The organism is Bacteroidota bacterium (genome assembly GCA_038746285.1).
GTDB lineage: Bacteria > Bacteroidota > Rhodothermia > Rhodothermales > JANQRZ01 > JANQRZ01.
In genome coordinates, this window is the sequence record JBCDKT010000063.1 from 1 (window position 1) to 20,884 (window position 20,884).

General features: G+C 69.6%; 20 protein-coding genes. 4 read left to right on the top strand and 16 right to left on the bottom strand.

Features of this window, described 5'->3' with window-relative positions; genetic code table 11:
• Positions 1-136 precede the first annotated feature (136 nt).
• The 12 genes from AAGI91_15455 to AAGI91_15510 all read right to left on the bottom strand — a co-directional run bounded on the left by AAGI91_15455 (position 137) and on the right by AAGI91_15510 (position 12,947).
• Complete coding sequence (locus AAGI91_15455) at positions 137-2,449, bottom strand: choice-of-anchor I family protein (GenBank protein MEM1044009.1); 2,313 nt, start codon at positions 2,447-2,449, stop codon at positions 137-139.
• Between the two features lie 360 nt (positions 2,450-2,809).
• The gene (locus AAGI91_15460) at positions 2,810-3,142 is read right to left on the bottom strand and encodes a metalloregulator ArsR/SmtB family transcription factor (protein ID MEM1044010.1); all 333 of its coding nucleotides are present in this window, start codon (positions 3,140-3,142) and stop codon (positions 2,810-2,812) included.
• 159 nt (positions 3,143-3,301) lie between these two features.
• Complete coding sequence (locus tag AAGI91_15465) at positions 3,302-4,006, bottom strand: RecX family transcriptional regulator (protein MEM1044011.1); 705 nt, start codon at positions 4,004-4,006, stop codon at positions 3,302-3,304.
• A 115-nt stretch (positions 4,007-4,121) separates the two neighbouring features.
• A complete protein-coding gene (locus tag AAGI91_15470; GenBank protein ID MEM1044012.1) occupies positions 4,122-6,719 on the bottom strand; it encodes a TonB-dependent receptor in 2,598 nt (865 codons plus the stop codon).
• Positions 6,720-6,844: 125 nt separating this feature from the next.
• Positions 6,845-7,996 carry a FecR domain-containing protein gene (locus AAGI91_15475; protein MEM1044013.1) on the bottom strand — a complete coding sequence of 384 codons (1,152 nt, stop codon included), beginning with the start codon at positions 7,994-7,996 and terminating at the stop codon, positions 6,845-6,847.
• 5 nt (positions 7,997-8,001) lie between these two features.
• Positions 8,002-8,553, bottom strand: a complete 552-nt coding sequence (locus AAGI91_15480) for an RNA polymerase sigma factor (protein MEM1044014.1) — start codon at positions 8,551-8,553, stop codon at positions 8,002-8,004.
• Between the two features lie 79 nt (positions 8,554-8,632).
• On the bottom strand, positions 8,633-9,541 hold the full coding sequence (locus tag AAGI91_15485; protein ID MEM1044015.1) for a geranylgeranylglycerol-phosphate geranylgeranyltransferase: 909 nt from the start codon (positions 9,539-9,541) through the stop codon (positions 8,633-8,635).
• 1 nt (position 9,542) lies between these two features.
• Positions 9,543-10,058, bottom strand: coding sequence for a hypothetical protein (locus AAGI91_15490; protein ID MEM1044016.1), 516 nt, complete (start codon positions 10,056-10,058; stop codon positions 9,543-9,545).
• Positions 10,059-10,157: 99 nt separating this feature from the next.
• A complete protein-coding gene (locus tag AAGI91_15495; GenBank protein ID MEM1044017.1) occupies positions 10,158-10,559 on the bottom strand; it encodes a hypothetical protein in 402 nt (133 codons plus the stop codon).
• A gap of 97 nt (positions 10,560-10,656) precedes the next feature.
• On the bottom strand, positions 10,657-11,109 hold the full coding sequence (locus AAGI91_15500) for a hypothetical protein (protein ID MEM1044018.1): 453 nt from the start codon (positions 11,107-11,109) through the stop codon (positions 10,657-10,659).
• 42 nt (positions 11,110-11,151) lie between these two features.
• Entirely contained in the window at positions 11,152-11,820 is a 669-nt protein-coding gene (locus AAGI91_15505) for a DNA-3-methyladenine glycosylase 2 family protein (protein MEM1044019.1), read from the bottom strand.
• Positions 11,821-11,936: 116 nt separating this feature from the next.
• Positions 11,937-12,947 carry an isoaspartyl peptidase/L-asparaginase gene (locus AAGI91_15510; protein ID MEM1044020.1) on the bottom strand — a complete coding sequence of 337 codons (1,011 nt, stop codon included), beginning with the start codon at positions 12,945-12,947 and terminating at the stop codon, positions 11,937-11,939.
• A 193-nt stretch (positions 12,948-13,140) separates the two neighbouring features.
• Between AAGI91_15510 and AAGI91_15515 the strand changes: the two genes are divergently transcribed.
• From AAGI91_15515 to AAGI91_15525, 3 genes are read left to right on the top strand one after another with little or no spacing between them, the layout of a single operon-like run.
• A complete protein-coding gene (locus tag AAGI91_15515) occupies positions 13,141-14,664 on the top strand; it encodes an MBOAT family O-acyltransferase (protein MEM1044021.1) in 1,524 nt (507 codons plus the stop codon).
• A gap of 28 nt (positions 14,665-14,692) precedes the next feature.
• A complete protein-coding gene (locus tag AAGI91_15520; protein MEM1044022.1) occupies positions 14,693-15,958 on the top strand; it encodes a hypothetical protein in 1,266 nt (421 codons plus the stop codon).
• A 32-nt stretch (positions 15,959-15,990) separates the two neighbouring features.
• Positions 15,991-16,395: a hypothetical protein gene (locus tag AAGI91_15525; GenBank protein MEM1044023.1), complete on the top strand. Its 405-nt coding sequence runs from the start codon at positions 15,991-15,993 to the stop codon at positions 16,393-16,395.
• A gap of 170 nt (positions 16,396-16,565) precedes the next feature.
• Here the strand turns inward: AAGI91_15525 and AAGI91_15530 are convergent, their stop codons facing one another.
• From AAGI91_15530 to AAGI91_15545, 4 genes are all read right to left on the bottom strand, one after another.
• Positions 16,566-16,847: a hypothetical protein gene (locus AAGI91_15530; GenBank protein ID MEM1044024.1), complete on the bottom strand. Its 282-nt coding sequence runs from the start codon at positions 16,845-16,847 to the stop codon at positions 16,566-16,568.
• A 4-nt stretch (positions 16,848-16,851) separates the two neighbouring features.
• The gene (locus tag AAGI91_15535) at positions 16,852-17,412 is read right to left on the bottom strand and encodes a thioredoxin (GenBank protein MEM1044025.1); all 561 of its coding nucleotides are present in this window, start codon (positions 17,410-17,412) and stop codon (positions 16,852-16,854) included.
• Between the two features lie 45 nt (positions 17,413-17,457).
• Positions 17,458-18,126 carry a 16S rRNA (cytidine(1402)-2'-O)-methyltransferase gene (gene rsmI, locus AAGI91_15540; GenBank protein MEM1044026.1) on the bottom strand — a complete coding sequence of 223 codons (669 nt, stop codon included), beginning with the start codon at positions 18,124-18,126 and terminating at the stop codon, positions 17,458-17,460.
• A gap of 165 nt (positions 18,127-18,291) precedes the next feature.
• Positions 18,292-19,875 (bottom strand): LptF/LptG family permease, encoded by a 1,584-nt coding sequence (locus tag AAGI91_15545; protein ID MEM1044027.1) that lies wholly within the window; start codon positions 19,873-19,875, stop codon positions 18,292-18,294.
• 190 nt (positions 19,876-20,065) lie between these two features.
• On the opposite strand from AAGI91_15545, the gene AAGI91_15550 reads away from it, so the two are divergent.
• The gene (locus AAGI91_15550) at positions 20,066-20,713 is read left to right on the top strand and encodes an MBL fold metallo-hydrolase (protein MEM1044028.1); all 648 of its coding nucleotides are present in this window, start codon (positions 20,066-20,068) and stop codon (positions 20,711-20,713) included.
• The last annotated feature ends 171 nt before the right edge of the window (positions 20,714-20,884 follow it).

Genomic DNA, 20,884 nt, shown 5'->3' on the forward strand with positions numbered 1-20,884 from the left:
GAGTCATTCCCGACCCAGATCGGGAATCCATGCAGCGTCGGCACGCGGTGCCATCGTGGCGTGGATTCCCGCCTGCGCGGGAATGACGGGCGTCTTGGGCAGAAAAGCTGAGACCTGACCGAGTCCATAACACGCTCTAGCGCACGAGTGTCACGCGCTGCGCCTTGGCGAAGCCCGCCGCCTCGGCGCGCACGAGGTACACCCCGCTCGGCAACCCAGAGCCGTCGAATGCCACCCGGTGCGTCCCTGCCTCGACCTCGCCCGCGAGCAGCAGAGCCACGCGCCGCCCGAGCACGTCGAAGGCCGACACCCGCACTTCGCTCGCCACCGGCACGGCGAGCGCGACCTCGGTCACCTGCCGGAACGGGTTCGGGTAGGCTGGCGATAGACTGAACACGCTCGGCACCGATGACGAGGACGCTATCACGCTGCCCGCGCCCTGCCACACGTCGCCCGCTTCGACCGACGTGCCCGTCGCCGCGTCGAGCACACGCCACCCGGCAACCGGAGTACCAGCCTGACGGTCTGCTACCTTCACGCCGCCGAAGCTGTCGCTGCTGATCGGGGCGTCGGGGAAAGCGCCGACGCGGGCCGTGTAGACGTAGTCGCCCGCCGGGATCGCGCCGGGGACCGTCTGGAGCAGTTCCCGCGCGAGGGTCTCGCCGGGGGCGAGGACAACGGTCACCGGACCGAGGAGATCGTTCGAGCCGGAGGGCTGCTTGACGGAGCCGTCGGGGAACGTAGCTTCGGTCCAGGCCTGGACGGACTGCGTCTCACCCGTCGTGTTGGTGACGAGGGCGCGGAAGGCGAAGCGCCCGCCCTCGGCCGGGATCACGACCGGCGTTGCCGTCGGCTCAACGTCAATCGTCACGGCCGGAGGGGTGCCGCCTGCGAGGCCGAAAATCGAGACCGTCCCGCTGACTTCGTTCGAGACCACGAGGAGGGGCTGACCCGTCGGGCTGTCGGTGGCGCTGATGAAGCGGAGTCCCTCGGGGCCGAGGTCGCCCGCCGTACCCGCCTCGGCATCGCCCGCGAAGTCGCGGTTGTTGGTGTAGTCCATGAACATCGGCGCTTCGGGGTCGGTGACGTCGTAGGTCACGACGCCGCCGATGCGCTCCAGGCCGATGAAGGCGTAGGCTCGCCCGTTCATCTCGCCAATCGCGACGCCTTCCGGCTCCGGCCCCTTGTCGTCGCTCCGGTCGTCGAACGAGCCGTTCTCGTCGTTCGTCGCGTTGAAGTCGTCGGGGAACGCGGCGGCGGTAATCTGCTCGAAGTCGTCGCCGCTGTCGAAGACAAGGTCGAGGCCGGAAGCGCTGGGCTGGAAGATCGAGAACGAGCGCGCGCCGTAGGCGAAGAGCCGGTCGAAGTCGCCGTCGCCGTCCACGTCGCCGGCGGTCGTGGTGATCTTGAGCCGCCCGAGGTTCTCGTCGAGCTGCAGCGTGGCCGCGTCGGGGAAGGCGGCCGGGTCGAGCGCGAGGTCGCCGACGCGCTCCTCCTCGGAGAACGCGTCGTAGTCGCGCGCGTCGCCCTCGTTGGCCGTCACGAGGTAGGTCTGGCCGCCGACCTGGTAGCTCGCCACGGCGTCCGGCAGGTAGTACCCGACGACGGGCCAGGACTGGATGTTGACCCCGTCGTCGCGGTTCGAGGCGTCGAGCGCGTTCTCGGGGAGGTTGTGGTTCTTCGTGCCGAGGCCGTAGAGGGCCGTGACGCTGGCCGTCGCGAGGTCGATCTCCGCGAGGCCGTTGTTCTCCTGGAGCGAGACGAACGCGGTCTCGTCGCCCTCGACCGTCACGAACTCCGGCTCCAGGTCCTGGGCCACGCTCGCGCCCGGCCCGAAGATGCGGAGACCGGCAGCCTCGACCTCGCCGAAGCGCGGCCCGCCCTCGTTGAAGGCCTCGAAGGTCGCGTTCGCCACGACTGCACCTCCGACTCCGTTCTGGAGGTCGATCACCGAGACGGAGCCTTCTGGGTCCGCGAGGTAGTCGTCGCTCGGCTCGCCCTCGTTGGCGACGACCACGTAGCGGCCCGAGGCCGAGAAGGCGAGCCCGTCCGGCAGCGCTCCGACGCCAACCGCGCCGAGGAAACCGCCATCGGTGTCAAAGAAAACAACCTGGCCGGGGTCCTGCGCTACGTCGGCCTCGACAGCGAGCGCGACGAGCCCGTTCTTGACCGCCACGCTGTTGGCCCCCCCGCCGAACGCCGACGCGTCGACCCTGAACGCCTCGACCGGCACCGCCGGGTCCGACACGTCGAGCGCGACGACCTCGGTGTCGGCCGCGTTGACGAAGAAAAGGCGCTGCGTGACCGGGTCGTAATCGACGATCTCGGCCGCGCCGTCGTCGAAGATGCCGGTGGCGAAGGTGCCGAGGAGGTCGAGGGTCAGGCTCGGCTGCGCGGCGACAGGCGCGGCGAGGCAGAGCAGGAGGGCGAGGCGTAGCAAGCGGGACATGGCGGGTAACAGGTTGAGGTTCGCAGAGGCCAGAACCTAGCCTGCCCGCACTCATGTTTTTGTTACCCTTGCATTACCTCGATGTAACCACCATGTTACCCCGTACGCTCGTCGACGAACGCCTCGGTCCAGTCCCGGACGGCGTCGCGGAGCGGCATGGGCGAGCGCAGAACACAGCAGAGGAGGACACGGCGTCCCGTGCCCTCCCCATCGCGGTTCGCTGCCGTGGGTTCAGCAGCAGTCGCAGTCGCAACCGTTGCCGCCGCAGCAGTCGTCCGCGCAGCAGTCGCACTCGCAGTCGCAGGTGGCGGCCTGGGTGTGGTTCAGCATGGCGTACCTCACAGGTCTGGGTGGATAGGATCAGCCGCAGCAGTCGCACCGGCAGTCGAGCCCGCCGAAGAGCGCTTCGACCGTCTCGTGGACGCGCCGGAGTGCGTCCGCGTCGAGGCAGTAGCACGAGCGCGGGCCGTCGGTCTCGCCCTGGATCAGCCCGGCCTCGCGGAGCGCCCGGAGGTGCTGCGAGACGGTCGCCTGCGCGAGCGGAAGGACCTCGACGAGGTCGCCGCAGAGGCAGGTGTCGCGCTCGGCGAGCGTGCGGAGGATACCGAGGCGGGCCGGGTGGGCGAGCGCCTTGAGCCGCGCCGCAAGGGCCACGTCGGCCGGGTCGAAGACGTCGGTTTTGACTGTGGGCATTTGATTTATCGTATAAATACGATATACGATGATACGATATCTTCAGCCGTGTTGTCAACCCCCGACGAGAAGACCCGACAGACTGTAGTGCTATCCCCGGCCAGGGCGAGGCACGCCTCGCCCCTACGATGCTGTGTCTCACCGTCTACCGTCTCACTGTCACCCATCCTCCGCCCCACCGTCCTCTGCCTCCAGCGTCTCGACGACCTCGCGGATGAGGTCGAAGCCGTAGCCCCGGCGCACGAGGAAGTCGGAGAGCTTCTTCCGGCGCTTGCGCGGGTCCGCTTCGCGCTGGAGCCGGACCCAGCGTTTGCGCCCGTGCTGGAGCGCTGCCTCGCGGAGGTCGTCCTGCTCCACGACCTCGTCCAGGACCGTGTCGATAGTCTTCGAGGCTACGCCGCGCTTGCGGAGGTCGCTGCGGATGCGCTGCGGACCGTGGCCGCGCCCGGCGAGGCGACCGCGCGCGTAGGCCCGGGCGTAGGCCTCGTCGTCGAGGTAGCCCAGTTCGCGCATGCGGGCGACGGCCTCGTCGGCGACGTGGTCGGGGAAGCCTTTGCGGGCGAGCTTGCGGCGGACCTCCTCCTCGGTGCGCGCCTGGTAGGCGATGTAGTCGAGCGCCGCCGCCTTTGCCCTGAGCCGCTCTTCGTCGTCGAGGAGAGCCTGCTGCGCTTCGACGGTGAGGGGCTGCCCTTTGCGCAGACCGGCGCGCACCGCGAGGTCGAGCGCGAGGCCGAAGGCGAAGGTGCCGTCGATGAAGACGGAGACGCGCTCGGCGTTGCGCTGCTGCTGTACGAGCCGGGTGATCGCGCCCGGTCGGAGATCGCGCTCCGGCTCGTCATCGGTGAGGTCTTGCTTCGGTCGCATCGGGGCGGCTGGCAGAGGGCAGTGGGCCGAACTTAACGGTGCTGCCCTCCCTCGGGCGAACGCCGTTCGCCCCTACGGCTCCCTCCTGGCCCTCCACGTCGGACATCTTCGGCCCTTACCACTGCACCTTGAGGCTGCCCATCGGGAGGATCGGGAGGCCGTAGACCTGGGTCGTCTGCACCGCCGAGGCGTCCGGGTCGGCCTGCCGCCCGACCGTGTTGCGGCGGTTGAGGAGGTTGTAGGCCTGGAGGCTCGCGTCCCAGTCCAGCCCGAGCGCCCGGAAGCCGTAGCCCACGGCAAGGTCCACGCGGGCGTAGACCGGCAGCCGCCCGTTGTTGACCCCGGCCCGGCCCTGCGCGCCGAGTTCCGTCACGGGCACGGTGACGGGGTAGCCGCTCCGCGCCGTCGCAGCGAGCGAGACGGTCCACCGCTGGATCTGCCCCTGCAGGAGTGCTTTGGCCGTGTGGGGTGCGTCGTAGCTCGCCCGCCGGTAGACCGCGCCGAGCGGGCGCTCCTGCGACCGGGCGAAGGCGTACGACAGCCCGAGCCGCCACGCGCCGCGCTCGGCCTCCGCCGAGGCTTCGATCCCAAACGCGCGGCCCGACCCGGCGGCGTAGTCTGCCAGCAGCGCCCCCGGCACCTCGCTGGCCTCGCCCGCCGCGTCGGTGGGCAGCAGGATGCCGTCGTGGAAACGGCCGTAGAGGTCGAGGCCGAGCGCGAGCCAGCGCGCAGGGGTGGCGTCGAGGCCGGCGGCGGCCTGCCAGCCGACGGCCGGGCGCACCGCCTCGCTCGCGGGAATCCACCGGCTCGCGGCGAGGTCGTAGGTGAACGAGTAGCGGTCGCGGAGACGGTGGAGGTACTGCACCTGCCGGCTCACCCCGGCCTTCAGGAACAGCTGGTCCCGCGCCACGACGTAGCGCACGTTGAGGCGCGGGCTGACCGAGACGTACGGCCCGAGGCCGAAGACCTCGACCCGCAGCCCCGGCTGCACCTGCCACCGCGCGTTCGGCTGCCAGGTGTCCTGCAGGTAGGCGACGGCTTCGACGGCCTGCACCGACGCGTTCTGCTCGCTGCCCGTCATGCCCGCCGCGAGCGTGTCGAGCAGGGTCTCCCCGAGCCGGCTCTCGAACGTCCGCCCGACGAGGCGCAGCCCGGCCCGGACTTGGTGTTCGAGCGAGTAGTAGTAGTCGGCGTCGACCGTGAGGCCGGCCTCAGCGAAGCGCACCCGGTAGTCGCTGTCGACGGACGCCGAGGTGGCGGAGGGCGCGAGCACCTGCTCGTCGGCGCGGTAGCGGGAGTAGTAGCCCGTCGAGGTCACGAACAGACGGCGGCTGGCGAGCCACCGGTAGCGCGCCGAGACGACGCGGTTGCCCCAGTCATAGGTCAGCCGCGCGTCGGAGGGCTCAGCGTCAGAGGCCAGGCGCGAGGCCAGCGGCACGGCGGTGTCGAGGGCGTCGCCGCCTTCGTAGAGGCTGAGCGAGAAGCGGTGGTACGGCGAGGGCCGCAGCGTCACCTTGGCGTTGAGGTCGTAGAAGTGGTACCCCAGGCCCTGGTCTTCCGACGCGTCCCGGCCTTCTCCGAAGACAGACGTGCCGGGCCGGAAGCGCGACGACAGCAGCAGGTCGAGGTAGGTCCGGCGGCCGGAGAGCATGAGCGACGCGCCCTTGCCGAGCGGGACCTCGCTCACGGCGCGCAGCGACACCGGGCTGAGCGTGGCACTCCCCGCTGCGTCGTCCCGGTCGCCGTCTTTCATCTCCACCTCCAGCACCGCCGACAGGCCGCCGCCGTACTCGGCCGGGAGCGAGCCTTTGTAGAGCCGGACACTCTTGAGCGCTTCGGTCTGGAAGGTCGAGAACAGCCCGAACGTGTGCCACGGATGGATGATCGGTGCGCCGTCGAGGAGGTAGCGGTTGAAATGCGGCTCGGCCCCCCGGACGACCATCTCGCCGCCGGCCTCACCCGAGCGCCCGACGCCGGGGAGCCACTCGAGCGCCTGGAACACGTCGCTCTCGCCGAGGAACGCCGGGACCGCCCCTGCCTGCCGCACGTCGAGGGCATCGCTGCCCGGCACCGGCAGCAGGTCGGTCCGCTCGCTCTCGGAGACCTCGACGAGCGCTTCGCTGTCGGTGGAGAGGACCTGCGGGCGCAGCCGGATCACAGGCGGCAACTCCGACGACTCGGGATAGGCGGCCAGTTCCTGCACGACGGGCCGGTAGCCGATGTACGAGACCCGGACGCGGTACGAGCCCGCCGGGAGGTTCGGCAGCGCGAAGTAGCCCGCCGGGTTCGTCGCGGTGCCGAGGTCCAGCCCTACGAGGAGGACGTGCGCGCCCGGCAAAACCTCGCCCGTCTCCGCGTCCACGACCGTCCCGCGTAGCGTGCCGCGGTAGGCCTCCGGCTCCAGCCCCGGCGTCGGGTAGGCGCGGACGATGACGTACTGCCCGGGCCGCAACTGCTCCGCCCGGAGCCCGCTGCCGCGCAGGACCGTGGCGAGCGCCTGCTCCGGGTCGTCGCCGACGTAGCGCCCGGTCACGGCGCGCCCCTCAACGAGCCGCTGCGCGTAGACGATGTCCACCCGGGTCTGCGAGGCGAGCTGCTGGAGCACCGAGGCCAGCGGGGTCCGGTCCGCCGCTAGCCGGATCGCCTGCCCGCGTGCCTCCGGGGCCGCGAGCGCGGCGCATCCGAGCAGCAAGACGAGGGCAAGGCAGCGCATGGCGCAGTAAACGGATCGGAGGGCAGCGGGTTACGAGGGTGCAGACAGCAAACGGCGCGCCCATTCAACGCGCCAAACCTCGCGTTTATGACCTCTCCTAGCCCCACGGACCGGCGCACCTACCGCTAGCGGGCGGGGACGATCCGGTAGCCGTTCGCCTCGTCGCCCTCGACCTGGGCGTCGAGCGCGACGGCCAGAGTGCGCAGCGTCTCGGCGACCGGCTGGCGGGAGGAGAACGGCCCCGTCACCCGGTCCGCCGCGAGCGACGGGTGGACGTTGATCGGCACAGCGTAGTGCGCGCTCAGGCGCTCGGCGATGTCGCCCAGCGGCGTGGCCTGGAAATGCCAGGTGCCCGTCCAGGCGAGGGCCTCGGCGATGTCCGTCCGCGTCGGCGGCTCGGGAGCCTGCGCCCCGACGACCCGGCTGCGGTGCCCCGGCTCCAGCCGCACCGACTGCCCGGCCTCCAGCCGCGTCGCCAGCTCCACCGACCCGCTCGCCAGCACGACCTCCGTCTCGACGTCGTTCGCCGTCACGCCGAAGGTCGTCCCGAGCACCGTCGTCAGCGCCGTCGCCGTCTCGACAACGAAGGGCTCGCCGTTGGGGAGGATCTCGAAGAGCGCTTCGCCGGTCAGCCGGACGCGCCGCTCGCCGTCGTCCTCCGTGTCGACCATCAGCCGGGACGCTTCGGCCAGGAGCACCGTCGAGCCGTCGGCCAGCGCTACGGTCTCGGTCTCCCCGGCCCCGGTCCGGTAGGTCTCGAACCCGGCATCGCGCTGGAGGATGAACACGAGCACCGCCGCAAACGCTGCGACCGACAGCGCGACGGCCGAGCGCCACACCCAGCGGCGCGCACCGGAGGCGCGCGCGGGCCGCCGGTCCGGGGCGCGCTCTGCAAGCGGCGACGGCGGCTCTGCAGTCTGCTCTGCCTCGTCCCACGCCGCGTCGAACGCAGCGCGGTCGGCGCGGACCCGCCGGACGATGTCGCCGAGCGCCGGGTGGGCACCCAGCGCTGCTTCGAGAGCCGGGCGCGCGGCGATCAGCCGGGCTTCCTCTTCCGGGGCTAGCACGGCCGGGTCGTCCTCGCCGAGCGCCCAGAGCAGGAGGAGGTCGAACTCCGGGAGGTCGCGCCGAAGCTCGGCTCCGAGGTGGGCACGGAGGGCCGTCCAGAGCGCGAGCGCCTCGGCGGCGTCGGCCTCGTCACCGAGGGCGCTGCGCAGCGCGTCCTGCTCGGCCGGGTCGAGTGCGTCGAAAAGGGTCGGATCGTAACGGTCGGCCATAGTCTTCAGCCCGAGGCGAGGGAGGTGTAGCACAGCAGCAGCAGCGTCAGCACGCCGCGCAGCCGCTCGAAGGCCCGCTTGACCTGCATCTTGACGGCCGCCTCGGTGGTCTCTACCATCTCGGCGATGTCTTTGTAGGGGTAGCCCATCTCACGCAGCTCGATGATGCGGCGCGCCTTCGGGGTGAGCACGGCGAGGGCGCGTTCGATATCCACGCGCAGGCCCGAGGCCTCGGTACCGGCCGGGTCGTGCGGCGGCTGGTCCGGGTCGTAGAGGTACTCGCGCCCGCTGTAGCGGCCCCGGTAGAAGTCCTGCACCTCGAACACGGCCGCCTTCATCGCGAAGGCCTTGAGCCGGGCCGGGTTCTGGAGCGCTTCCAGGCCGGTGTGGACACGGACGAGCGTGTTTTGCACGAGGTCGTCAACGTCGGGGCGTTGTCCGATGCGGCTCAGGAAGAACCGGCGCAGGATGGGTTCGAGGTCGGCGAGCAGTTCGGCCCGCGCCGCCTCGTCGCCCGCCTGGGCGCGCAGGACGGCCTCCGAATCGAATGGTTGCATGGGTGGACAGGCCCCACGCGGGGGCGTTCACGCGTGAGCCGCCGCGAGGCGGCGCGAAGTCACAAGCGGCACGGGGCCGTCAGCCGATGAGCCGCGCCCCGGCGAGCGCCAGGATGCCCGCGACCATGGCGAGCTTGAGGAGCGAGCTCGCCGCGCCTGCGTGGCGGGTGCGGCGCGCCGGCGGCGCGCTGAGAAGATACCACGCGGCGGCTAGCAGCAGCCCCGCCGCCGGCAGAGCCAGCAGGAAGAAGTCCGCGCCCAGCCCAACCGTCAGCGCGAGCGGAAACAGCGCAAGCGTACCTCCGACAGCGACCGCCGCGACCCACGTCGATGCCTCACCCCCGATGACAAGCGGCAGCGTCCGCGCGCCCCCGGCCTCGTCGCCAGCCGCGTCCTCGATGTCTTTCGCGATCTCCCGGGCCAGCGTCGAGCCGAAGGCGAAGGCCGCGCCGAGGAGGGCCGCACGCCAGCCGAAGGTCTCGCCGAACGGTGCGACGGCTAGGCCACCGTAGAAGATCGCCAGCCCGAGCACGAGGGCAATGGCGAGGTTGCCGACCAGCGGCGTGCGCTTGAGCCACCGGCTGTACCCCCAGAGCAGCCCCACCGAAGCTGCCGCGATGCCGAGGTGCGCCCACGACAGAAACGCGCTCAGCCCGACGCCGAGCGCCGAGGCCGTCGCCCACAGCGCTCGCGCTGCCCGGAGCGGCACCAGCCCCGACGGCAGCGGTCGCCCCGGCCGGTTCACCCGGTCGATCTCCAGGTCGAACAGGTCGTTGATCGCATTCGCCGCAGCGCCAATGAGGGCGGCGCTGACCATCGCCAGACTGATCCGCGTCGTGTTCTGCCCCGCGAACGCCTCCAGCCCCGACGCCAGGAGCCCGCCGAGGGCGACGCCCGCGAAGAACATCACCACGTTGAGCGGGCGCGCCAGCTGCAGCAGCCCGCCGAGGCGCGCTCGCAGTGAGGGAACTGGGCCCGTGGCCTCCATGCTACGGCTCCCGCTGGACGAGCCGGACCGTGAGCGTCCCCCGCACGTCCGTCAGCCCGGCCCCGCCGTAGGCGTCCGCGTCGAACGCTTCGAGGTTGACGGACTTGGTGACGCTCCGCGAAAGCACCGTCTCGCTCTCGCGCACGAAGACGATCTCGGGGTCGAGCAGCAGGCCGGGGAGCGATGCGCGGTCCTGCTCGCGCACAGTCAGGGTCACGTTGCCCTGCGTCACCGCGAAGTCCCCGCTGATAATGTCAGGCAGTTCGCCGGCGAACTGGTAGCGAAGCTGGAATTGGCCGCCGCGCTGCGTGTTGAGCAGGTCTATCGTCGCGCCCGGTTCGAGTCGGTCCAGCACGTCGGCGTCGGCAATGGCACCGGCTTGCGGATCAAACTGGAACTCGGTCAGATCGTAGAGTCCCGCCACGTCGTCGGGCGAAACAGGGGGCTCGGGATCGGTGGTGTCGCACCCGGCGAGGAGAACGCAGAGGGCGAGAGCGGCGGCGAGGCGGAGACGCATCGGGACGGACGAGGTGGTGGGCAAAAGGCGGGAGTATACGGCACGGGGGCACCGCACTGGTGCCCAGCGCCGCGCCGGGACAACGCCGCGGTGACCCGATTATGCGGCTTCGCCGTCGCCTTCCAGTCCCATCAGGTAGTCCTCTACGCTGCCGATCAGCACGCGCGTCTCGTCCTCGATCTTCTTCGAGGTGAGGTCGCCCTGCCGGAGCAGCTTCTGGACCTGCCCCCGGTCGATCATCTTGAGGATGCGCCGCGCCTCGGTGCGGCTGACCGTATCCTCGCGGTACTCTTCGGCGAAGCCTCGCAGGAAGTCGAGCGAGCGCGGCGTGATGCGGATCAGCCGCGTCTCCTCGTTGTCGTCCGAAATCCCCCACGCCAGCTCCGCGTCAATCAGCCCCCGGTCTGACCACCGCACGAGTGTCTGCTTCGAGATGCGCGTGTCTTCGGAGAGTTTGTCGAGATCGAGTTCTTGGGCGTCCAGCGTGGAGGAGCCTGTCATGCGAGAGCCTCAGGGGTTCAGTGTCCGTTTCCGTCAGATGCCTTTTACACGAAGAAAGCGGCGCAAAGATCCACTTTAGGGCTCTGCCTGCTCGCCGTCAGTACAGGGCCCGGTCGGTCAAGTCGGCGAGTTCGTCGCGGGTGAGCAGCCGCCACGCCGGTGCCCCGAGCGCGCCGGACTTGGTCCGGCTGAACGTCGCGCGCAGCAGCAACGTCTTTCCCCGCCCGGCGTCGGCGTGGAAGCTCCGGCCGCTGAAGCGGAACACGAACGTCGCCCCGGTGGGGTCGAGCCCGAGCGAGCGGCCGAGGGTGTCGACGAAGTAGCGCACGTCGTCCGTGACGAGGTCGCGGTTCGAGGCGAGTTCGTCGACGACGACCGTGTGCGGGCGGCGGTCGTCGTCCGAGGCGAAGGTCTGGACGCGGACCTGGGCCTCCTGCCCGTAGGTCTGCCACGCGAAGAGTGTGTCGGCAGGCAAACCGCCAGCGGGCTGGGCCGCGAGGGCGGCCGAGGTCGCCAGGAGGAAGAGAACAGGCAGGCCGGCGCAGCGCATCGGATCTGGGTTGGGTTCGAGGCACTAGACGCGGCACCGGGCCTAGCGCAACCTCGGGCGGCTGATTTTCTTGCGGGGTGCCGGTGCGAACCACTCGTCGGTGTCGGCGGCGCGCCAGAGGTACCAGCTCGCCACGCTCCGGTAGGGCCGCCACGCCTCGCCCGCTGTGCGCAGTTCTTTAGGCGCTGGGAGGTCGTCCAGACCGAAGAGCCGCGCCGCCCCTTTGCGCACGCCGAGGTCGGTCACCGGCAGCACGTCCGGCCGGCCGAGCTGGAAGATCAGCAGCATTTCCACCGTCCACGGCCCGACTCCGCGCACCGCCGTCAGCCGCTCGACGATCTCGGCATCGGTCATCGCCTCCAGCGCACCGAGGTCCGGCACCGTCCCGTCGAGCGTGCGCGCGGCGAGGTCGTGGGCCGCCGCCGCCTTTGCGTTCGACAGGCCGACCGACCGCAGGTCTGCGAGCGGCGTGTCGAGGATCTCGTCCGGGTCCGGGTGCTCGCCGGGGAAGAGGTCGAGGAGGCGGCGGTGGATCTTCCCGGCGGCCTTGCCGGAGAGCTGCTGATATACAATCGCCCGGAGCAGCGACTGAAACGGGCTGTCCATCCCCCCGATCACGAGCCGGCATGGCCCCGCGAACGCGATCAGGCTCGCCATGGCCGGGTCGGCCGCAGCGAGGTGGGCGGTGGCGTCGTCGAGGTCGTAGGGCATGGCATGAGAAGCAGGAGGCAAACCGTAGGGGCGCAGCAGTGCTGCGCCCTGGCTCGGTCATGGTGCGGCGGACGGGCACGGCACCGCCGTGCCCCCACGGGGCTGCGCCCACGCTGTCAGTCGCGGTAGATCTCTACGGTCACGGTGCCCTCGGCGTCGATCGTGCCGCGGTACATGCCCGCCGTGTTGAACGGCATCGCCACGTTGCCGGCGGCGTCGAGCGCGATCACGCCGCCGGTACCGCCGAGGTCGGTCAGCGTCTCGTGGATGACGGTGGTGGCAGCCTGTTCGACTGTCTCGCCGAGGTACCGCATCCGGGCCGAGATGTCGTGGGCGACGGCGAGGCGGATGAAGTACTCGCCGTGGCCCGTTGCGGAAACGGCGCAGGTCCGGTCGTCGGCATAGGTGCCGGCGGCGATGACCGGCGAGTCGCCGATGCGGCCGAAGCGCTTGTTGGTCATTCCACCGGTCGAGGTGGCGGCGGCGAGGTGGCCCGCTTGGTCGAGGGCGACGGCCCCGACAGTGCCGGTCATCTGCCACGCCTCGGGATCGGTGAGGCGAAAGCCGCTCTCGGAGCGCTCGCGCTCCTGCACGCGCCGAAGGGCGGCCCGCCGGCGCTCGGTGTGGAAGTAGGCGTTCTCGACCTCCTCCAGCCCGTGCTGGCGGGCGAAGGCCTCGGCCCCGGAGCCGGTCAGCATCACATGCGGCGACTGCTCCATCACGAGGCGGGCCGCGAGGACGGGGTTTTTGAGGGTCGTCACGCCCGCCACGGCCCCGGCCCCGAGCGTGGCTCCGTCCATGATCGAGGCGTCGAGCTCGACGGTGCCTTCGCTCGTGAAGACGGCTCCGCGCCCGGCGTTGAACAGCGGCGCGTCTTCCATCGGCGGAATCGCCGCTGCCACGGCGTCAACCGCCGAGCCGCCGTTCTCGATCACCTCGAACCCGGCCCGGAGCGCGGCTTCGAGCGCGGCGCGGTACGCGGCCTCGCGCTCGGGGGTCATGCTGCCCCGCTCGATCGTGCCCGCCCCGCCGTGGATGGCGAGGACGACGGGCGGAGGGTCGGCGGGCTGGGCGGTCACGGGCTGGGCGGCGAGCAGGAGGACGAGCGGCAGGGCGAGGCGGGGCATGAGCGCAGCGGCTGGTGGAGATGGAGTATACGGTGCGCCGCCTGCCGCAGACGTGTTGCGTAGCCCCTCTGCCCGTCGCCCCCTGGCAATCCTCTGTCCTGGAAGTATTTTAACGCACGTCGGCTTCCAGCCGATTCTATTATCCCGGCTTAGGCCTTTCTTCCCTCCAGCCAGCACGGCACGGGCGCCTGCCATGTTATTCAACTCCATCGACTTCGTCGTTTTCTTTCCCGTCGTCGTCGCGCTCTACTTTGCCATCCCCTACCGGTGGCGCTGGACGTTCCTCCTCGCCTCGAGCTACTACTTCTACGCCTGCTGGAAGCTCGAGTACCTCGCCCTCATCATGGCCTCGACGCTGATCGACTATGCGGCGGGGCGGGCGATGGGCCGGCGCGAGACGCGGGCCGAGCGGCGGCCGTTCCTGCTGATGAGCCTATGCTCGAACCTCGGCATCCTCTTCTTCTTCAAGTACGCCAACTTCTTCGGCGAGAGTGTGGAGGAGGCGTTCCGGCCGTTCAACATCTTCGTGGACATGCCGGCCTTCGACATCCTGCTGCCGGTCGGCATCTCGTTCTACACGTTCCAGACGCTGGCCTACTCGATCGACGTCTACCGGGGTCGGCAGCAGGCGGAGCGCCACCTCGGCATCTTCGCCGTCTACGTGTGCTTCTGGCCCCAGCTCGTGGCTGGGCCCATCGAGCGGAGCCAGTCGCTCCTGCCGCAGTTCCGGGAGCGCCACCCGTTCCGGTGGAGCCTCGCGGCGGACGGCCTCAAGCTGATGGCGTGGGGGTTCTTCCAGAAGGTGGTCATCGCCGACCGGGCAGCGCTGTACGTCGGGACGGTCTACGCCAACCCCGAAGCCTACGTGGGCTGGACGACGTACCTGGCGATCGTCATCTTCGCGGTGCAGATCTACTGTGACTTCGCGGGCTACACCAACATCGCGCGCGGCGCGGCGCGGGTGATGGGCTACGAGCTGATGAAGAACTTCCGCCAGCCGCTCTACGCCATCGACATCGCCGACTTCTGGCGGCGCTGGCACATCAGCCTCACGACCTGGTTCCGGGACTACCTCTACTTCCCGATGGGCGGCAGCCGGGTGCCGAAGTGGCGCTGGGGGTTCAACACGTTCTTCGTCCTCGCCGTGTGCGGGCTGTGGCACGGGGCGAGTTGGACGTTTGTGATGTGGGGCGTGGTCAACGGCGTCTACCTCGCCTTCGCCGCGCTGACCGCCACCTTTCGGAACGGTCTCTGGGACCGGGCTGAGGCGGCCTTCGCCCGGTTCAAGCCTAGGACGGAGACGGTGCAGCAAATGGGCGTCGCCCTCCCGCCCACGCTCTGGCAGCGCCTCCAGACCTGGATCATCCCCACGCCGCGCCGCTTCATCCGCACCCTCGTCGGGTTCCACCTCATCATCCTAAGCCTGATCTTCTTCCGGGCCACCACGATGACCGACGCCTGGACGATGCTCAGCCACCTGTTCAGCCTGACGAGTACCGAGGTCGTCGTGGGGATCAACAACTACGAGTTCCTGCTGCTGCTCGTCTCGATTGCCGTACTGCTCCTGGTGGACCTGATCGAACTGCGGGAGAACATACGCTCGTTCCTGAAGCGCCGCCCGGCCTGGGTGCGCTTCCCGATCTACGCTGCCCTCGTGCTCGCCATCCTGATGCTCGGCGAGTACGGAGCCCAGGAGTTTATCTACTTCCAGTTCTAGCCTCCGGCGGACCCGAACCGCTGCTGCCATGGCCTCCCAGGACCTCTCCCGTGAGTTTCTCGCCGACGGCCCCGTCGGCGACGACCGGCCGGCCGACGAAGACGTGTCGCCGCGCAGCGTGGCGCTGAAGCTGGCGCTGTTCGGCGTGCTCTTCCTCGGCACGCTGGCCGCACTGTACTACGCCAGCGAGCGCATCGAGCCCGTCTACAGCATCAACATGGACCGGGCCCTCTTGGTCAACGAGGAAGGCTCGCGCTTCGAGGCTATCTCCGTCGGCCCGTCGCACACCAGCTCGGTGGACTTCTACGCCCTCGGCCTGGACGGCCTGCACCTCTGGCGCGGCGGGATGGACTACTTCCAGGCCAGCTACATCCTCCAGACAGTGGCGGACCGCATGCCGAACGTGAAGTTCGTCTTCCTGCCGGCGTCGATGGCCTCGTACGGCGACAACCTCGCCGCGCCCATTGGGGAGGAGCGCCGCCTCGAAACGTACGTCTTCGGGCAGCGCGTCCGCGGCCTGACCTACTTTCGCCCGCTCCGCGACGACTTTGAGACCGTGCAGTTCGACTGGAAGACCATGCTCCAGGCCCGCTTCTGGCCGATTTCCCGTCCCGACAGTTGGGAAGGCGTGATCGACAAACTGCGCGACCCATCCAACACGAACTATGTCCGCACTACGAACGGCACCCGGTTCTACCTGGAACGGCTACGTCCCGAGCGGTTGACCGCTGACAGTATCGCAGCCAATGGGCTCGAGGTGGCAACCGCACGGATTCAGAAGCGAGCCGAACTCATGGAGGTCCGTCCCGACGTGTGTGAGATCGGAGAGACGCTGATGAACCGCATCGCGGACACCCTGGGGCCTGACGTGGTTACGGTCTTCTTCACTCATACCTCGCACCCGGCCTATGTGGACCACATGGAGGATTTCAACAACCGGCCGGGCAGCAACGTCGAGTGTACACCTGCCTACTACGCCAGCGTGATGGACCGCGAGCGGGACAACGTCGTCTACGTAGACCTCCGCTACTACGAGGAGCTCTCTTCTCAACCGGTCAAGCATTACAAGAACGGCGACCACCTCAACCGGGTAGGGGGGCACCTCTTCTCCACGAGGATGCGCGAGATCGTAGCAGAGCGCCTCCAAGAGAAGCTCCCGAGCGGTCATCCTACCCGCGAACTCTTTCTCTCTCGCCGCTCCTACCCGCTGCCCCCCAGGAAGCAGGCTGAACAAGACGTCTGGGAGGACCCGCTCGTCGGCATTGGGCTGAGGGGCGAGGACGCCAGAAACTGAGGGCTCGCGGCACAGCTCACGCCCAGCGCTGGATGGAAACTTTTCTTTTTTACCTCGGGCTGCCCGGTGCGCCCCGAGCAGATTTTCTGCACCAGTCCGGCAAGCACCTCGCGCAGGCCATCCCGAACGCAGGGACCTCCCCGCAGACCACGGTCACGCACCTAGACGGGTCGAACGGCGGGTGGTGTCTGGTAGAGCCTCCGGGCGTGGGGCTTTCTCTGCTCGACGCGCACACCGACGACCAGACAGCGGTCCTCGTCTTCGGCGACCTGGTCGGCGTACCGGGCAACCAGACCGTCGCCACGATTGCCCGGGCCGGTACGGAAGCCGCCTCCGACCTCGACGGATCATTCGGCGCTGTCGTTCTCCACCGGGCGGGTCAGCCTGGTGACGGACCGCATCGGCTCTCGGGCGCTCCGGTACATCGCTACAAATGACTTCATCCTGGCCTCCCCGCACGACCTGACCCTGCTAGCCTCGGGCCTGGTGGAGTTGGAAGTGGACAAGACGAGCGCAGCGAGCATCGCCAGGGCAGGATGGTCGCTCAGGGGCCGAAGTCTGCTGGCCGGCGTGCACGCTTGCCGCCCCGACGAGCGGGCCCACTGCCTTAGCGGGGAACGACGCGGCCGTCCGGGAGAATGCGCTCGTCGGGGCCGGGCGGCGTCGTGGGGAAGTTGGAGATCGACGCCTCCGGGTCACGGTCTTCGGGGACGTAGTGGACGTGGTCCCCGTGCGAGATGGCGACGTACCCCTTGTCGCCGAACGGGTTGATGGCGCTCCAGAAGGCGAGGGCGAGGACGAGCGCGGCGACACCGATCAGCACCCACCGCCGCCGGCGCGGGGTGGCAGCGGGGGCTGCAGGAGGTAGGGACGGGGGAAGCGTCGCCATGTCGCTAGTCGTGCGGCCAGGAAGAGCGGGCCCCGGCAATCGCCTGGTCGAGTTGGGCCATCTCCAACTCGCCGTAGTTGAAGGCGTAGGCCAGCGTCCCGCCGTCGCGGAAGACCCAGGTCGTCGGGACCCACGTCACGGGCAGGTCGAGGAATGAGCGGCGGCGCTGCGCCTTGTCGTCGCTCGGCCCGAAGTCTGGCTGGGTCAGTTCGAGGACGCGCTCCGGCAGGCCGTACCGGTCCATCGTTTCGCGGGCGCTCTCGCCGTCGTTCCAGATGGTGACGAAGGCGAAGCTCACCTCGGGGTGGCGCTCGACGAGTTCGTACCAGCCGGCTCGCAGTTCGGCAACCGAATTGTCGCACCACGGAGCCCAGAAGTGGACGACGTGGATACCCTCGGCCTGGATCAGGTCGGCGACGCGCTGCTCGGCATCGGTCAGGGCGGTGTCGGGCGAGGCCGTGGTGTCGGGTTCCATGAGGGCGGTGCGGTCGGGCGAGCGGGAGGCGGGGGCTTGGGCGAGGGCCGGTGCGGCGCTCAGCGCGAGCAGGCAGCAGAGGAGCTTCATCAGTGCAACGTCGAGGTGGGTAGGGAAAGTACACCTTCCGTGCGGCTACCGCGCCCCGCCGACGACGAGGACGATCTCGCCGCGCACCTTCGGGCGCTCGCCGAATCGCCCGGCGAGGTCCGCGAGGGTGCCGCGCTCGACCTCCTCGAACTTCTTCGTCAACTCGCGGGCTACGGCCGCCGGGCGGTCCGGGCCGAGGTGCTCGGCTAGCTGCCCAAGCGTCTTGACCAGCCGGTGCGGCGACTCGTAGAAGACGAGCGTCCGCTCCTCCCCGGCCAGCGATTGCAACCGGGTCTGCCGCCCTTTCTTCGCCGGGAGGAAGCCCTCGAACGCGAAGCGGTCGGTCGGCAGGCCGCTCAGGGCGAGGGCCGGCACGAAGGCCGTCGGACCGGGGAGGGCCTCGACCGGAAGGCCCGCCTGGAGGCAGGCGCGGACGAGGTAGAAGCCCGGGTCCGAGACGCCGGGGCTGCCCGCGTCGGTGACGAGCGCGACCGTCTCGCCGGCCTGCATGCGCTCGACGAGGCGCGGGGCCTTCTGGCGCTCGTTGTGGTCGTGGTAGCTGGTGCGCGGCGTCTCGATCCCGTAGTGGCCGAGCAGGACGCCGCTCGTGCGCGTGTCCTCGCACGCCACGAGGTCCGCCTCCTTGAGAATGCGCAGCGCGCGGAGCGTCACGTCTTCCAAGTTGCCGATGGGCGTGGGGACGAGGTACAGCACGTTTCGGAGGACAGAGGACAGAGGACAGAGGACAGAGGACAGAGGACAGAGGACAGAGGACAGAGGACAGAGGACAGAGGAAGATGCCGCCCGGCGCGCGGCGGTAGGGTTAACTGTCTCGGTTTTATTCCATTCCCCATTCCCCATTCCCCCATTCCCCCATTCCTACCCTCTTCCGCTCGTCCGCTCTCCCACGCTTCGGAGCAGGCGCTTGAGCGGGTCGCGGGAGGCCGGGTCGCGGCTCTCGCGCCAGAGGAGGTAGGCCCCGAGGCTACCGATGAGCGCGTTCGCCGCCCACATCCCGACCCACGGTTCGAGCAGGCCCCGGTCGGCCAGCTTCTCGCCCTGCACGAGCGTCACCCAGTAGAACAGGAAGATGCCGACGGCGAGCACGCCGACCACGCCCAGGCCGCCGCGCCGCACCGAGAGCCCGAGCGGAATCCCGATCAGCACGAACACGATGCACGCCACAGCCATCGAAAACTTCTTGTAGATCTCGACCCGGTAGCGGTCGGCGCGCTGGCGCTGCCAGTCGAGCGAGTTCTGCGCGCCGTCGAGTTCGCTCTTGAGGGTGCGCATGCGCTGGGCGGCGAGGTCGTAGACCGTCCGGCGGTCGGTCGGGCCGAGGGCGGCCAGCACGGCGCGCGGCGCGGCGGCCGAGTCCGCCGCAGCGGAATCGACCGGAGCAAATGGAGCGGCTACTGGAGGGCTGTCCGGCCGAGCGCTGTCCGGCATCGCGATGGGCCGAGCGAGCAGGGTGCGCTTGGCGGACTGGGCCGGCTGTGCGGTGCTGATGCGCTGAGCGAGGTCGCTGTCGCCTGCAGGCTCGGCGCGCCCGGTGCGCATGGCCAGGGTGCTGTCCTCGCGCCAGCCGAGCGCGCCGAGCTGGGCGCGGAGGTCGGCCACGCGGGAGGCCGTGTTGGCGTCGAGCGAGTCGACGAGCCGGACCATCTGACTGGTCCGCATCGTGCGGTCGCTGCGCGTGGTGCGCTCGGCGTCGCTGCGCTCCCAGCCGAGGTCCGAGAGGTCGAGCCGGAGGCGGTGGCGCTCGAAGGCGATGCGCTCGTAGCGCTCGGTGCGGGTCCCGGCGTCGCGGATCGAGGAGAGGCGGTGGATCTCGCCGTCGAAGAGGAGCATCACGAGCGCGTCGGTGCCGCCGGGCTCGAGCTCGCCGCGCTCGGCGGTGATCGTGGCGCGCTGCCCGGCGTCGGAGGCGTCGAAGACGAGGACCTCGCGGAGCGCGTTGGACTCGGCCGGCGCGTCGGCCACCCGGATCGCGTAGCCCTGGATGCCGTCGTAGAACACGCCCGCCTCGAGCTCGAAGCCGGGCTTCTTCTGGCGGATGTCCTGCCAGAGCCCCTTCATGCGGAAGTTGGCCTCGGGCAGCACCACGTTGTTGAAGTACATCATCCCGCCCGCGACGAACACAGCGGCGACGAGGACCGGCCACCCGAGCCCCGCCAGCGAGATGCCCGCGCTCTTCGCCACGGCGTAGGCCTGCGTCTCGGCCAGGCGGGCGAAGACGAGCAGCGTCGCGACCAGCACCGCCATCGGGACGGCGAGGACGACCATGTAGGCGAGGCTGTAGGTAATCAACTCGGCGATCACCAAGAGTGGCAACCCGCGCCCGACCAGCTCCGGGAGGTAGTTGATCAGGAACTGCATCAGGAGCAGAAACAGCAGCGTCCCGAAGGCCGCGAGGAACGGCCCCGGCAGGCTTTTCAGAATATGCCCGTGCAGCAGCCTCAAGGGAGCGTCGAGTTGCGAATGTCGAATTACGAGTGGGGGCCTGGACGCGAATGGCGAGCATACCCTATGCCTCCGGCGATGCCCGAACGCGGCAGCGGCCTCGTCAGTTCTCAACGCCCGGCCTCGGTACCTTCGGTGGCTTTGCCCGCTTCCTCACTCGTTATTCGCCGTCCGTCCCCCGTCATTTGCCATGACCGTCAAGCCCTTCGTCGTCAGCCCCTTCGCCGAGAACTGCTACGTCTGCCACGACGCGGGCGAGGCTGTCCTCATCGACCCCGGCACGGTCACCGACGCCGAGCGGCAGACGGTGCTCGACTACCTGACGCGCAACGGCCTCGCCGTGCGCCACCTCCTGCTCACGCATGCTCACCTCGACCACATCTTCGGCTGCGCCTTCTTCGCCCGGCACTTCGGAATGCAGTGGCAGCTTCACGAGGCGGACCTCCCGCTGCTCGACGCCGCCGAGTTGCAGGCCCGCATGTTCGGCGTCGAGCTGGAGAAGCCGCCTGCGCCCGAGGCCTCGCTGGCCGAGGGCGGCACCGTCTCGTTCGGCCAGGCGACGTGGCAGGTCCTTCACACGCCCGGACACTCGCCGGGCTCGGTCAGCTTCTACGACGAGGCCGGCGGCTTCGTCATCGGCGGCGACGTACTCTTCCAGGGCTCCATCGGCCGCACCGACCTGTGGGGCGGCTCGATGCCGACGCTGCTCAACGCGATCCAGGCTAAGCTAATGCCGCTCCCGGACGAGACGGTGGTCTACTCCGGCCACGGCCCCGAAACGACCGTCGGGTACGAGCGCCGGACGAACCCGTTTCTCGCGCGCGAGGGGTCTCTCTAGAGCTTGTTAGCAACTTGAGAGGCCCTGATAGCGCAGAAACGCTGTTCTGCTACTGTTACCTCCTCACATCGAGTCATTCCCGACCCTGATCGGGAATCCAGAAGGCGTACTACAAGCTCTGGATTCCCGCCTGCGCGGGAATGACGGCTGTTTTTGAGGAGAACGCTGAGA